The organism is Mesorhizobium sp. M0923, assembly GCF_040319365.1.
GTDB lineage: Bacteria > Pseudomonadota > Alphaproteobacteria > Rhizobiales > Rhizobiaceae > Mesorhizobium.
Genome location: NZ_JAMYNW010000010.1, coordinates 203,526 through 218,788, shown reverse-complemented (window position 1 = coordinate 218,788; position 15,263 = coordinate 203,526). Strand labels below are relative to the sequence as shown.

Below are 15,263 nucleotides of genomic sequence, written 5' to 3'. Positions count from 1 at the left end.
TGGGGGAGCGCAAGGGACGCTCCAAGCCCTTGAATCTAGGCCGGTATTCTGACGATCACCTCGGCGTTGTCTCCGGCTTTTGGCTCGAAGGACGAAGATTTGGTCTTCGTGCCATTCACTTCAAGTGAGATGGCCCGAGCCTTTTTGTCGCGGACGACGCGTACCTTGATCTCGGCGCCCAGCATCTTCAGGGTCGCCGAATAACCGTCCCAATGGCTGGGAAGTCTCGGCGTGAATTGAATGCGCTGTCCGCGACGCTCGATGCCGAGAATGCTCTCGACCGCCGCGCGATAAAGCCAGCCCGCCGAACCGGTATACCAGGTCCAGCCGCCGCGGCCGCCCTTGTCCTGCCCGGAATAAACGTCGGCCGCGACGACGTAGGGTTCCACCCGGTAGCGCTCTGCCGCGGCTTCATCGAGTGCATGGTTGACCGGATTGAGCATCGAAAGGCAACGGTAGGCATCGTCGGTGCGACCCATCTCGGCGAGCGCAATGACGAACCATGTCGCCGCGTGCGTGTATTGGCCGCCGTTTTCACGGACCCCCGGCGGATAGCTCTTGATGTAGCCCGGGTCCTTTTCCGTCCTCGAGAACGGCGGGGTGAACAGCTTGACGATCTTGAGCTCGTCGTCGACGAGCGTTTTCAGCGCCTGCCCCATTGCCGTCGTCGACCGCGCCGGGTCGCCCTCGCCCGAAAGCACGCTCCAGGACTGGGCGATCGAGTCGATCTTGCACTCGTCCGATTTGCGCGAGCCGAGCGGCGTGCCGTCGTCGAAGCTGCCGCGCCGATACCACTCGCCATCCCAGGCGGTGCTTTCCAGCGCCCGCTTCAGCATCTCGGCGTGCTTTGCCCAGGCCTGCGCGCGCTTGGCATCGCTCTGCGCCTTGGCGACAGCGGCAAAGTCGCCCAGCGTCTTCAGCAGGAACCAGCCCAGCCACACGCTCTCGCCCTTGCCGTGCTCGCCGACGCGGTTCATGCCGTCGTTCCAGTCGCCGCCGAGGATCAGCGGCAGCCCGGCTGGGCTGCTGCGCTTGACGGCAAGATCGAGCGCCCGCGCGCAATGGTCATAGAGCGAGGCTGTCTTCTTCGAGATTTCCGGGATGAAGAAAGCATCGTGCTCGCCTTCGCCCAGCGCCTGCCCCTCGATGAAAGGCAATTGCTCCTTCAGGATCGCGGTATCGCCCGTCACCAGCAGGTAACGCGCCGTGGCGTGGGCCAGCCAGACCACGTCGTCCGAGATCATGGTGCGAACGCCTGCCTCTGTGCGCGGCAGCCACCAATGCTGCACGTCGCCTTCGGGAAATTGCCGCCGCGCCGCATTGAGGATCTGGTCACGCGCCAACTTGGGGTCATGCGCCAGCAAGGCCAAGGTGTCCTGCAGCTGATCGCGGAAGCCGAAGGCACCGCTTGCCTGATAGAACGCAGAGCGGGCACGGATGCGGCAGGCCAGGCTCTGATAGGGCAGCCAGTGATTGACCATGGCGTCGAGTGCCTTGTCCGGCGTCTCGACCTGGATGGTGTCAAGAAAGCCGCGCCATGTGCGCTCGTTGTCGGCCAGCCGCTGATCGAAATCCCTGGAGCGATGGGTCTGCACCAGCGCGCTGGCCTCCTCGGGCGAGGCCGCGTCGCCGAGCAGCCAGAGCAGCGTGACGTCGCCACCGGCAGCGATGTCGATGTCGCGTGCGATGGCCGCGCAGGGATCGTCGCCGGCCTCGACACGGCCCGACAGGCCGGCGCCGCTCAGCACGGCATGCGGAAACTCGCTGGAGCCCAGCCTGCCGATGAATTCGCCGCGGTCGGCGGTGACCGAATGCACCGCACCGTCGGCGGCCAGAAAGGCGATCCGTTCGCCAAAATCGAGCCCATAGGGATTTTGCGCCAGCAGAGCGCCGGTCGCGGCATCCCGGGACGGAACGATGCTTGCCGCGGTGCGCGAACGATGGCCGCCAAGAACCCATTCGGCATAGGCGTAGACGCGTAGCCGCATCGGCGCCGAACCCGAATTCTGGATGCGCAGCCGCGATATCTTCACCGGATCGACGGGATCGACGACATGGGTCAGGTCCATCGACAGCGGCCCGCGCTTTGAACGGAACGTCGAAAAACCCTGCCCGTGCCAGGTTTCGTAGGTCATTGTCGGGTCACGCACCACGGCAGCCAGCGGCGAGAACGCTTTGCCACTGGCATGATCGTAGATATAGATAGCCTCGCCCGGCCGGTTGGTGACCGGATCGTTCGACCATGGCGTCAACTGATAGTCGCGGCTGTTGCGGCTCCAGGTGAAGGCAGCGCCTTCAGCCGATATGTGGAAACCGAACGATGGGTTGGAGATGACGTTGATCCACGGTTGCGGCGTCGTGCGCCGGCCGGCAAGACGCACGACGTAGTGGCGTCCGCCGCCGTCGAAGCCGCCGAAACCGTTCCATTGGTCGAGCCCGCTGCCGTCGACGCGGGCCTCGACCAGTGCCTGGGCGGCAAACGCTTGCGCCGTCGGCACCGGCAAGGACGGCTCGCGAAGCGCTGCAAGGTCTGCCGGCTGGAGGGCGGCGTCTCGCGCCTGCAGTGCCGCGGCCTCGGCGCGCTCGATCTGGTCGAAGATGGTGCCGTTACGCGTATGCAGCACCACCCGGGCGACGGCGAGCAAAGTCCTGTAGGTCGTTTCCTCCATCAGATCGCGGCGCACCGCGAAGATGTGCTGGCGGGGTCCAAGCTCCTTGCCGCGCAACCGGCTGTTTTCGCACAGCGTCTCGACCGCGCGCTGCAAGTCCTGCACGTATGACGAAGCCTGCTCGTTGACGACGACAAAATCGATCATCATGCCGCGGGCGCGCATGTATTCCTGGAAGCGAAGCGCCTGGGCGACGATCTCCAGATCGGCGACATCGGCGATCCTGACCAGGAAAATGGGAAAATCGCCGGATATGCTGGTCGGCCACAGGCTGGACTGCCTGCCGAGCCCGGAGGCGATGGATTCGCCGGGCAGGCGCAGGAACGGATCGGGATAGATCAGGTAGCGCGCCAGCTTCTGCACATTGGCGGCGTCGGACAGGCTGAGGCCGAGGTGACGGGTCTGCACCTGCGAGCGCGTCCAGGCGAGCATCGCCTGGCGGGAGAAGCTTTCGGGATGGTCGAGCCGTGCGATAGCGGCATCCAATTCGGCGCGATCGGCGCCGACGACGGTCCAGAACGTCAGCGAAATCTTCTTGTTGGCCGGCACGCGCACCTGCCGGCGAAGCGAGGCGATCGGATCCAGGGTGAAGCCGGAATGGCCGCCAAGCTTGGCGCCGGGATCAAAGGCAGCCGCGTCCGTGATGGTGCGGCCGCGGCCGATGAAGGTGCGCCTGTCGGTTTCCGCCTCGGCATCACGCGCCGATCCAGACGGATCGGTGACGAAATGCACCATGGTGACATCGGGCTCGTCCTTTTCGCGCTTGCGCCTGGTGGCGAAGATCGCGCCGTTGTTCGGCGCGATCTCGGTTTCCACGAACATCTTCGAAAAGGCCGGATGCGCATTGTCCGAGGGCTCGGAGCCCAGCACCAGTTCGGCATACGAAGTCACTTCGATGTGCCGGTCGGCGGCGCCGTCATTGTAGAGCGTTACCCGCCGGCCCTCGCCATTGCCTTCCGAGATGACGATGCACTCGACCTCCGAACGCAGCGACCCAATCGATTTGACGAAGCTCGCCTTGTCGTCGGAAAACAGCGTCTGCACACGCTCGTCGGCGGCGCGCTTCGGCTCGGCGGTGGCCGACCACCAGTCGCCATTGCTGGCGTCGCGCAGGAAAATGTAGGAACCAAGGCGGTCCTCGGTCGGATCCGGCTGCCAGCGCGTGACGGCAAGTTCGCCCCAGCGGCTGTAGCCCGAGCCAGTGGCGGTAGCCATGACCGAGTAGCGGCCGTTGGACATGACACTGGTCGAGCGCAGCGCCCTGAGCGGATCGAGCACGATGCGCGTATCCGGGCTCTCGAGCTCGGTCTCGTCCTTGGAGCGCTCGTCGGCCTCGGTCCTGACGGTCGCCGTCGGGATGTCGCGCGGCGCCCTTTCCTGCAAGAGCAATTCGGCCGACTCGATCACCGGATCGCTGTGGAAGCGGTCGCGCAGGCGCCCTTCGAAGATCGCATCGGCAACGGCGGCGATCGACATGCCCGAGTGGTGGGCCATGTAGTTCAGCACGACCGCGTGGTCGGTACCCTCGGGGACGCGTTGCGGCGTGAAATCCACCGCGTCGTAAAAGCCATGCCGGCCCAGTGCGCCCAGCCGCCTCAGCCTGGCCAAGTTCTGCACGGATTCATGCGGCGTGAACTGCGCTGCCAGCACGGTCGCGTAGGGCGCGATCACCGTGTTTTGGCCAAGGCCGCGCTTCAGCCCGAGCCCGGGCACGCCGAAATTGGTGTACTGATAGGTCAGTTCGCGGTCGCGGGCGTTGTAGGCCGCTTCCGAAATCCCCCAGGGAACGTTCTTCGACCGGCCATACTGGATCTGGCGCTTGATGATGAGCTTGCTGGTCTGGTTGAGAATGCTGCCTTGCGGCTCCTTCATCACCAGCGGCGGCATCAGATACTCGAACATCGAGCCGGACCAGGACATCAGCGCGCCCTGGAAGCCGATCTCGACGATCGGCCGGCCGAGCCGGAACCAGTGCTCGGTCGGCAAATCGCCCTTGGCGATGGCGAACAGGCTGGTCAGCCGCGCTTCGGAGGCCAAAAGGTCGTAGCAGCTTTCGTCGAGCTGATGCTCTTCGACCCGGTAACCGATCGACAAGAGCTTGCGTTCGGGCCGCATCAGGAACGAGAAATCCATCTCGAAGGCGAAACGGCGCGTGCGCTCGCGCAAGGTCAGAAGCTTAGCCCGCAATGCCGCGACGGCGTTTTCGTCGCTGTGCGCGTCGTGGACATGCGCCTCGCAGGTGGCTTCGAGCCTGGCCGCCCAATCGGCGATGGTGTCGCTCTGGGTCGATGCGGCCTCGGTGTGGATGGCTGTCGCGAGCTTGCGTATCTCGCCGGCCAGGACGGCCAGGTTGATAGTGCGGATCGACGCCATCTCCGGCTGCGCCTTGATCAATTCCACCGCCCGCCGCATGCCGTCGAGACGGTCGGCGAGCCGCTGGCGCAAGGGCCGCAATTGGCGGCGGTCGTCGGGCAACTCCTCAAGGCTTTCGTCGAGGATGGTGACGGTGTCGAGGATGCCTTCGAAGTCGCCCTGCACATGCACCGACGGCGCTTCCGCCCATTCGGCGCAGGCAGCGGCCACGGCCACCAGATGGCCGGCGAGATTGCCGCTGTCGACGGCAGAAATGTACAGCGGATAGAGCGGCTTCAACGTCGTGGTGTCGTACCAGTTGAAGAGATGGCCGCGATCGCGCGGCATGCTCTCGATGGTCGACATGGTCGCGTCGATGCGGTTGACGGCGTCGGAGAGGCTGATCCAGCCGAAATCGCGTGCCGAAATCACGGACAGCAGGTAGACGCCGATATTGGTCGGCGAGGTGCGGGGCGCCACCACGGGGGCCGGGCTTTCCTGGAAATTGTCCGGCGGCAGATGGTGATGCTCGGCCGTCACGAAGGTCTCGAAATAGTGCCACGTTCGCCGCGCCACGGTGCGCAGCGCGTGGATATCGGCGGCCGATATGCGCAGGCGATCCTCGGTTTCGGCCGAACGGCTGATCCAGCAGGCGATGGCGGGCGAGCCGATCCAGAACAAGGCAAAGAAGAAGGCGACGAAGGCGCCGGTGGAATCGGCCAGCACCGGCACAGCGAGGCCGACGACGCCGATGATCACCGCGCCGTACATGATGCTGTAATAGGAGCCGAGATCGTTGTCGCCGCCCTTGTGTGCCTGCGAGGCGGTGCGCCATTCGAGCAGGTTCTGGCGGCTGACGAACAGGCGGTAGAGCGTGCGGATGATCGCGTCGCCCATCATCCAGGCAAGATGCGCCATCAGCACGATCTTCAGCGCCACCAAGGCGGTACCGAAGGCAACGTCGCGCGCCAATGCCGAGAAATGGCCGCGCGGCGTCTGGTCGCCGCTCTTCGGCAGGATGGCGTTGACGATGTCGAAAGTGGGCGCCATGAACAGCGTGAGGATCAGCAGCGCCTGCCATTGCGCCGCCTGCGTGAATGGCAGCAGCGTCCAGCCGGCGATCGCGGCCATCACCCAGAAGATCGGCGTCACCGAGCGGCGCAGATTGTCCACCATCTTCCAACGCGACAGCGCCGGCACGTTTGAGCGCGGGCCGAGGATGAAGCCCAGAAGCTGCCAGTCGCCGCGTGCCCAGCGATGGTGGCGCGATGCGTCGACCGAATAGCGGGTCGGATAATCCTCGACCAGTTCGACGTCGGTGACCAAGGCCGATCGCGCCAGCGCGCCTTCGAGCAGATCGTGGCTGAGGATGGTGTTTTCCTCGATGCGGCCCTTCAGCGCCGCCTCGAAGGCGTCGACATGGTAGAGACCCTTGCCGGTGAAGGAACCGTCGCCGAAGATGTCCTGGTAGAGGTCCGACACGGCAAAGACGTACGGGTCGAGCCCGCGATTGGCGGAAAAGACACGCTGGAAGAACGACGCCTCGTCGCCGCTGGTCAGCGACGCGGTGATGCGCGGCTGCAGGATAGAATAGCCTGCCGTGACTTCGCGCCGGGCCGCGTCGAAATGCGGACGGTTGAGCGGGTGGCAAAGCTTGCCGGCCAGCGCGGCGACGGCGTCGCGGGTTGTGCGGGTGTCGGCGTCCAGCGTCATGACGTGGACGACGCTCTCCGGCAATGGCATTTCCAACGGCAGGAAGGTGGTGTCGCTGTCGCCGCGCAGCAGGAGGTTCAATTCGTGCAGCTTGCCGCGCTTGCGCTCCCAGCCCATCCAGACGCCTTGCGAGGCGTTGTAGAGCCGGCGCCGATGCAGCAGATAAAAGCGCGGCGCGCCATCCGAGGGATAGCGGGCGTTCAGTCGGGCGATTTCGGCGCGGGCGAATTCGAGGATTTCGACATCCGCCGTATCGATCTCGGTCTTCGAGTCCGGCCAGTCGGAAAGCAGCGCGAAATGGATCTCGCCCGCCGTGTTGGCGAGGTGATGCACTTCGATGTTGCGGATGTTCTCCTCGACGTCGTCGCGCGAGCCGATCAGCGACGGCACCACCACCAGCGTCCGTGCCTCGGGCGGTACACCATGCCTGAAATCATAGCCGATGAGACGCGTCGGCTTCAAAAACAGCGAGACGACGGTGTTGAAGAATGCGAGCGCGCCTTCGCTGGCCGGCACCGCGAACAGGGCCAGCATCAGGACGATCGACGGCACTGACAGGCCGAGATTGGCGAGCGCATTGCCGGAGACGACCAGAAGCAGGACCGTCAGCGCAAACACCGGCACGACGATGCCCAGCCATCCGGTCTTGCGGAACGTCCGGTTGATCGTCTTGCCGATGGTAGGCCGGTAGCCGATCGACCGCTCCAGTTCCATCCGGCGCGGACCGACCAGAAAGAAGCCGACGTCGGTGTGAGCGATCGGACCGGTTTCGGAGCCCGGCGCATCGGCAGCATGGCCGGCGAGTTCAATCGCCCGTTCGGCAACGCGAAATTCGGAAAGATCGGAACGGCGTGCCAGCTCCTCGATCGCAGTCCGGTATTGGTCGCGCGAAAAGAAATCGAGCGCCGCGAAATCGGTGCGCTCGCGCAGCAAAGTGTCGATGCGGCTGACGCCCTCGAACCACACCGTCCAGTCGATGTCATTGATGAGGCGCAGGCCGCGGATGATGTTGCCGGTGGTCACATTGCCGCTGGACAGCGTGCGGTGCTCGCTGAGGATGATTTCCTCGGCGTCGGAGCCCGTCCTTTCCAGCTCGCCCTCCAGCCATTCCAGCGCCCTGCCGGCATTTTGCGAGCCGTCGCGCAGCCGGTAGAGCAACTGGGTTGCGAAGGTGGTGTCCTGCGCATGGGCGCTGTAGCCGGAAAGTATCGTCTGCCGGTCGGCGCTGTCGTCCGTCGCCAGCACACGGTCGGCGACCTCGTTGGCGATCTGGCGCAACTCCCGCGTGCGATTGACGCGCACCGCGATCCGGCGAAGATTCTCGATCAGGACAAAGCGCAGCAGCGACGGCAGCGCCCATAGTTCGCCGATCTTCAGCGGCTCGACGGACTGGAAGCCTTCGACGATCGCCTTGAACATGGCCGACGAGACGGAACTGTCGGAATGCGCGACATAGGTCCATGCGACCGCCAACGCGCGCGGCACGCTGGATCCGTCGGACAGTTTCAGCGTCGGCAACTGGCGATAGAAGCGGCGCGGCAGGTCGCGCTTGACCTGGAAAATGGTCTCCTCGACCAGGTAGTTGTTGTCGAGCAGCCACTGTGCCGCGGGCGTGATCGTTTCGCCCCTCGCCTGGGCAGCGTTGGTGGAACGGTAGACATCGAGAATCTTCCTGGCGCTGTCGCGGATGCGCGCCTGAAAATCGAAAGGCGTCAGCCCGAACAAATCCTTGGCATCGCCATTGGCAAGGGCTGCGCCCAACGCGCGCAGCCGATCTTCCGTCAGGAAATGGGAGCGTATCGGCTCGTCGGTGACAGCCGGGAAGCTGGCGCTCGTCTTTTCGATCTGTGCGAGATTGGTCTGGATATTCATCTAAGGTTCCGTGTTGGGGACGCAGTGCGGCGTCACCGCCACGGCAATGTCCCTAAAACCGGTCCAAATGCAATTGGTTGCATCGCAACACTTGGCCGAATGTTTGTTTCCGCACCACGACAAGGTGTCGTCTTTCGACAACTTCCAGGCGAGCGCCTCCGAGCATCGTTTCGGCTTCTGATCGGCGGAAGATTCAGGCTTTTTCGTGATGCAGGGACCAGCTTACGCAATATTTGACCGGCGTCTCGATCATGTTTGGAAACAGGCGTTAATCGTTGCCGGCAATGCGATCGATGCGGATCACGAACAGCATCGCCGGCCGGACGGGATCAAGGCGCAGTTCCGGCGCTTGCGGCCCGAGCAACAGCGCATCGAGCGGCCCCAGTTGCACGGGCGCGGCGCCGGCCACCCTAAGCTCGCCGTCGAGGGACAGGATGAGTGTTTCATCGGCTCCAAACCGGATTTTCGTCGGAGCCGAAATCAACAGGCGCTCGACCTGGTGGATCGCCCGGGTCCGGCGGGTCATGACGTTGAGGTCGGTGATCGGACCGGCGATCAGCGTGGCTTGCGTCGGCACGTCGGCCGGAAAGGCAAGCGGTGCGGAAGCCTTGGTGATTTCGACCGGCGGCCGGCCGGCGATATCGAGGACCATGCCCTCGCCTTCCAGCAAGGCCAAAGTCCGGTCGACGCCGGGAAAGCCGGAAAACGGGCCGCCGCCCTCGACCAGCGCCATCGAGACGCGCCAGTCGAAATCGTCGAGCCCAGCACCTGCCGGCGAGACGGCAATCTCCGTCGTCACGCCGCCGCCGTTCTTCCACGGCATCGACCGGTATTCCGAGGCCCGAAGGATGCGCAAGGCGCGCTCAGCCCAATATGCCGGGCAGGTTGAGCTGGTTCTCCCTGGCGCACTCGATCGCGATGTCGTAGCCGGCGTCGGCGTGACGCATGACGCCCGTCGCCGGATCGTTCCACAGAACCCGCTCAAGGCGCTTGGCCGCCTCACGCGTGCCGTCGGCGACGATAACCATGCCGGCATGCTGCGAAAAGCCCATGCCGACGCCGCCGCCATGGTGCAGCGACACCCAGGTGGCACCGGACGCGGTGTTGAGCAAGGCGTTGAGCAGCGGCCAGTCGGAGACGGCATCGGAGCCGTCCTTCATCGCCTCCGTCTCGCGGTTCGGCGAGGCGACCGAGCCGGAATCGAGGTGGTCGCGGCCGATGACCACCGGTGCCTTCAGTTCGCCGCTGGCGACCATCTCGTTGAAGGCGAGGCCGAGCCGGTGGCGGTCGCCAAGGCCAACCCAGCAGATGCGGGCCGGCAACCCTTGGAAGGCGATGCGCTCACGCGCCATGTCGAGCCAGTTGTGCAGATGGGTGTTACCAGGAGTCAGCTCGCGCACCTTGGCGTCGGTTCTGTAGATATCCTCGGGATCGCCGGAAAGTGCTGCCCAGCGGAACGGGCCGATGCCGCGGCAAAACAGCGGACGGATATAAGCCGGCACGAAACCCGGGAAGGCAAAGGCATTCTCAAACCCCTCCTCCTTCGCCACCTGGCGGATGTTGTTGCCGTAGTCGAGCGTCGGCACGCCGGCGTTCCAGAACGCCACCATCGCCTCGACATGCTCGCGCATCGACGCGCGGGCAGCCTTTTCGACCGCCTTCGGGTCGCTGGTGCGCTTCTCGCGCCATTCGGCCAGCGACCAGCCCTTGGGCAGATAGCCGTTGAGCGGGTCATGCGCCGAGGTCTGGTCGGTGACGATGTCGGGGCGTACGCCGCGCCGCACCAGTTCCGGCACGATGTCGGCGGTGTTGCCGACCAGGCCGACCGATTTCGCCTCACCGGCTTTGGTCCAGCGCTCGATCTTCTCCAGCGCCTCGTCGAGGGTGTCGGCGCGCTCATCGACATAGCGGGTGCGCAGCCGGAAATCGATGCGGTCGGGATCGCATTCGACCGCCAGGCAGCAGGCGCCGGCCATGACCGCGGCGAGCGGCTGGGCACCGCCCATGCCGCCGAGGCCGCCGGTCAGGATCCATTTGCCTTTGAGATTGCCGCCATAGTGCTGACGGCCTGCCTCGACGAAGGTCTCGTAGGTGCCCTGCACGATGCCTTGCGTGCCGATGTAGATCCATGAGCCGGCCGTCATCTGGCCGTACATCATAAGGCCTTTTCTATCGAGCTCGTTGAACTTCTCCCATGTCGCCCAGTGCGGCACGAGGTTCGAATTGGCGATCAGCACGCGCGGCGCATCGGCATGGGTGCGGAACACGCCGACCGGCTTGCCGGATTGCACCAGCAGTGTCTCGTCGTCGGCAAGCGTCTTCAGCGAGGCAACGATGCGGTCGAAATCGTTCCAGGTGCGCGCCGCCCGGCCGATGCCGCCATAGACGACCAGTTCGTTGGGATTTTCGGCGACGTCCGGATCGAGATTGTTCATCAGCATGCGCAACGGCGCTTCCGTCAGCCAGGTGCGGGCGTTGAGCTCGCTGCCGCGCGGGCTGCGCACTTCACGGATATTGTGGCGAGGATCGGTCATGATTGTCCCTTTCGAGTGAGGTGCGCCGTGCGTCAGCGTTCAGCCCAGGCGATCGCCGTTTCCAGGATCTTTCTCAGCGTGACGCGGATCGGCGCTGCGAATTCGGCGTCGTAAGGCACCGGCCAGTTATCCGGTTCGCCCTTGCCTTCGGGCTCGCGCAGATAGCCACGGTTGGAGAGCTCCATCTGCAGCGCGTGGACGCCGGCTTGCGGCTGGCCGAAATGACGCGTGATCCAGCCGCCCTTGAAGCGGCCGTTGACGACAAAGCTCTCGCCGGTTTCTGCGACAATCTGCGTGACTTTCTCCTGCAACGCCGGATCGGCGCTCTTGCCGTCATTGGTGCCGAGATTGAAGACCGGCAATTTGCCTTCGAACAGGCGCGGCAGCACCGAACGGATCGAGTGGCAGTCATAGACGACGATCTTCCCGTGCAAAGCGCGCAGCCTGTCGATCTCGGCCTGCAACGCGGCATGATAGGGCACGAAGAATTTTTCGCGGCGTTCGTCGATCTCAGACGGCCCCGGCTCCTCGCCTTCGCGGTAGAGCGGATCGCCGTCGAAGGTCTCGGTCGGGCAGAGCCCAGTCGTCGTCTGGCCGGGATAGAGCGAAACGCCAGACGGATCGCGGTTGACGTCGATGACGGTGCGCGAGATCGCCGTATGCACCACCGTCGCGCCAAGGCTCTCGGCGAAATCATAAAGCTTGTCGATCCACCAGTCGGCGTCACGGCGGCCGAGCCAGGGCGAGATAAGTCGGTTGTCGAGGCCGGCCAGATCGATGCCGGTATGCGGGATCGAAACCAGCAGGGGTGCCGTGCCTCGGGTGACGGTGAGCCAAGTCATGAGAAGTCTCCGCGCGTTGGAGCTCTACGGCGCCCCCCTCTGCCCTGCCGGGCATCTCCCCCACAGGGGGGGAGATTGGCAGCTGCGGCGCCTCGCTCAGTCCTGCAACGTTGGAGATTGGCGAAAGCCAGTGTAACGGCCAATCTCCCCACTCGTGGGGGAGATGCCCGGCAGGGCAGAGGGGGGCGCGGCAGAACGCGACCTTGCAATTGTCCGTGAACACCGACCTCGCTTTTTGCCGGCCGTGTCGTATTTTGTTCTTGCTTTGTGCCGGCAGCTATGCTACTAATATGGGTATGGTGATGATTGTCACCGACGACCCGCCCTCGAGGCGGGTTTTTTGTTTTTGACTTTGAAAATTTCGGTATTGCCGGGCTGAGGTTGGCGGGACAGCGCCGCCCTCTGTCCTGCCGGACATCTCCCCCACTTGGGGGGAGATCAGCTGGCGTCGAGGGTTTCGCCAACGTCCGACCTGTGGCGGCGTACAGTCTCACGACGTCACTCCCGGCAGCTTTACCGCGCTTGCCGCTTCCACCGCCGCGCCGCTGCGTACCATGGCGATGGCCTTCTCCATGTCGGGATGGAAGTGCCGGTCGTTGTCGAGATGCGGCACCTCTGCCCTGACCAGCCGGCGCACCGCCTCCAGTGCCGCGCTCGAGGCCAGCGGGGCATGGAAATCGCAGCCTTGCGCCGCGGCCAGCAATTCGATGCCGATGACGGCCGTCGCATTCTCGACCATGCCGATGAGCCGGCGCGCGCCATGTGCCGCCATCGAGACGTGGTCTTCCTGGTTGGCCGAGGTCGGGATCGAATCGACGCTGGCCGGATACGCTTTTTGTTTGTTTTCCGAGACGAGCGCCGCGGCTGTCACTTGCGGGATCATGAAACCGGAATTCAGACCCGGCTTGGGCGTCAGAAAGGCCGGCATGCCCGACAGCGCCGGGTCGACCAGCATGGCGATGCGCCGTTCCGACAGCGAGCCGATCTCGCAGACGGCGAGCGCGATCATGTCGGCGGCGAAGGCCACCGGCTCGGCGTGGAAATTTCCGCCAGAAAGCGCTGTGTCGTCCTCGGCAAAGATCAGCGGATTGTCGGTGACGCCATTGGCCTCGGTGCCGAGCGTATCGGCGGCCTGACGCAGCACGCTGAGTGCTGCGCCCATCACCTGCGGCTGGCAGCGCAGGCAGTATGGGTCCTGCACGCGCTCGTCGCCGACGCGGTGCGATTCACGGATGGCGCTGCCGGCCATCAAATTACGCAACGCCTCGGCCGTCTCGATCTGGCCGCGATGTTTCCTGAGCAGATGGATGCGTGGATCGAACGGCGCGTCGGAGCCCTTGGCGGCATCGGTCGACAACGCGCCGGCGACCAGCGCTGACTGATAGAGCACTTCCGCCTCGAACAAAGCCGCCAGCGCATAGGCGGTCGAAAACTGCGTACCGTTGAGCAGCGCAAGGCCTTCCTTGGCGCCCAATATCACCGGCTCCAGGCCGTGCGAGACAAAGGCGACCTTGGCCGGGAAGCGGCCATGCGGGGTAAAGCATTCGCCGACACCGATCATCACCGCGGTCATGTGCGACAGCGGCGCGAGGTCGCCGGAAGCGCCGACCGAGCCTTGCGCCGGCACCACGGGGATAACGTCGTTGGCCAGCATCGCCTCGAGCAGCTCGATCGTCCGCGGCCGCACGCCGGAGGCGCCCTGGGCCAGGCTGGCCAGCTTCAGCGCCATCATCAGCCGGCAAATTGCCAGCGGCATCGGCTCGCCGACGCCGGCGGCATGCGACAGCACGATGTTTCGCTGCAGCGTCTCGAGGTCGGCGGCGGGGATGCGCACGCTGGCCAGCTTGCCGAAGCCGGTGTTGATGCCGTAGACCGGCTCGCCCTTGGCAACGATCCTGGCGACGGCCTCGGCGCTGGCCTTGATCTTCGGCCGGCAGGCATCGTCGAGCCTCAGTGCGGCGCCGCGATAGATGGCGCGCCAATCGGCCAGCTTGGCATTGCCTGGCCTGAGCTTGAGTTCGGTCATTGTCCCCTCCAGATGCGGGCATGCAGCGGGTTGAAGCCCATGCGGTAGACGAGTTCGGCCGGGCGTTCGACGTCCCAGATCGCCAGATCGGCGGATTTTCCGACCTCCAGCGTACCGGTCTGTCCAAGCAACCCGAGCGCGCGGGCAGCCTCGCGCGTGACGCCGGCAAGGCATTCATCGACGGTCAGGCCGAACAATGTCGCCGCCATGTTCATGGTCAGCAGCAGCGAGGTCAGCGGCGAGGTGCCGGGATTGTTATCGGTGGCAACGGCCATCCTGACGCCATGCTGGCGAAACAGGGCGATCGGCGGCTTCTTGGTCTCGCGGATGAAGTAGTAGGCGCCGGGCAGGATGGTCGCCACGGTTCCTGCCTTCGCCATCGCCGCCGCGCCCGCCTCGTCGGTATATTCGAGGTGATCGGCCGATAGCGCACCATAGCGTGCCGCAAGTTCCGCGCCGTGCAGATTGGACAGCTGGTCCGCATGAAGCTTGACCGGCAGGCCCGCCGCCTTGGCCGCATCGAACACGCGAGAAATCTGCTCCGGCCAAAAGGCGATGCCTTCGCAAAAGCCGTCGACGGCATCGGCCAGGCCCTCGGCAGCGACGGCCGGCAAAATCTCGTTGGCGACAAGATCGATAAAGGCGTCCTTGTCGCCTTTTGCTTCGGGCGGCAGCGCATGAGCGCCGAGGAGAGTGGTTCTGACCGTCACCGGCCGCTCACCGCCCAGCCGTCGCGCGGCGCGCAGCGACTTCTTCTCGTTTTCGAGGTCGAGACCGTAGCCGGATTTGATCTCGACGGTGGTGACGCCTTCGGCGATCAGCGCGTCGAGGCGTGGCAGCGACTGGGCGACCAGCTCGTCCTCGCTCGCGGCGCGCAGTGCCTTGACCGAGGAAACGATGCCGCCGCCGGCCTTGGCGACCTCCTCATAGGTGGCGCCGGCCAGCCGCATCTCGAATTCATTGGCACGGTTGCCGGCATGGACCAGATGGGTGTGGCAGTCGATCAAGCCAGGCGTGATCCAGCGGCCTTCGCAGTCGGTCGCCTCGGCGTCTTTGCCAAGTGCTCTGGGGCGGAGCGCTGCCGGCATGTCGGCTTCCGACCCGGCATAGACGATCCGGCCGTTGCGCACGGCGATTGCACCGTGCTCGACGACGCCTAACCCGGCGCTGCTATCAGCCATGGTCGCGAGGCGCGCATTGCGCCAAAGGCGAAGCTCCCGTGCCCGGTTTTTGCTCTCTCCAGCCATCATCTTTT

Annotated in this window: 6 protein-coding genes; all 6 read right to left on the bottom strand. The window is 64.9% G+C overall.

All coding sequences use genetic code 11. From position 1 onward, the window contains the following. Nucleotides 1–35: 35 nt before the first annotated feature. Nucleotides 36–8,606: a glycoside hydrolase family 94 protein gene (locus NKH89_RS19165; RefSeq protein ID WP_352909534.1), complete on the bottom strand. Its 8,571-nt coding sequence runs from the start codon at nucleotides 8,604–8,606 to the stop codon at nucleotides 36–38. Between the two features lie 268 nt (nucleotides 8,607–8,874). Continuing rightward, a complete protein-coding gene (locus NKH89_RS19160; protein ID WP_352791654.1) occupies nucleotides 8,875–9,462 on the bottom strand; it encodes a HutD/Ves family protein in 588 nt (195 codons plus the stop codon). A 7-nt stretch (nucleotides 9,463–9,469) separates the two neighbouring features. Further along, a complete protein-coding gene (hutU, locus tag NKH89_RS19155; protein ID WP_352481266.1) occupies nucleotides 9,470–11,140 on the bottom strand; it encodes a urocanate hydratase in 1,671 nt (556 codons plus the stop codon). Nucleotides 11,141–11,172: 32 nt separating this feature from the next. Further along, nucleotides 11,173–11,982 carry an N-formylglutamate deformylase gene (gene hutG / locus NKH89_RS19150; protein ID WP_352481267.1) on the bottom strand — a complete coding sequence of 270 codons (810 nt, stop codon included), beginning with the start codon at nucleotides 11,980–11,982 and terminating at the stop codon, nucleotides 11,173–11,175. A gap of 490 nt (nucleotides 11,983–12,472) precedes the next feature. Beyond that, nucleotides 12,473–14,008: a histidine ammonia-lyase gene (hutH, locus tag NKH89_RS19145; RefSeq protein ID WP_352495270.1), complete on the bottom strand. Its 1,536-nt coding sequence runs from the start codon at nucleotides 14,006–14,008 to the stop codon at nucleotides 12,473–12,475. Continuing rightward, nucleotides 14,005–15,255: an imidazolonepropionase gene (gene hutI, locus NKH89_RS19140; protein WP_352588448.1), complete on the bottom strand. Its 1,251-nt coding sequence runs from the start codon at nucleotides 15,253–15,255 to the stop codon at nucleotides 14,005–14,007. Before hutI ends, hutH begins: the two co-directional genes overlap by 4 nt. Between the last annotated feature and the right edge of the window lie 8 nt (nucleotides 15,256–15,263).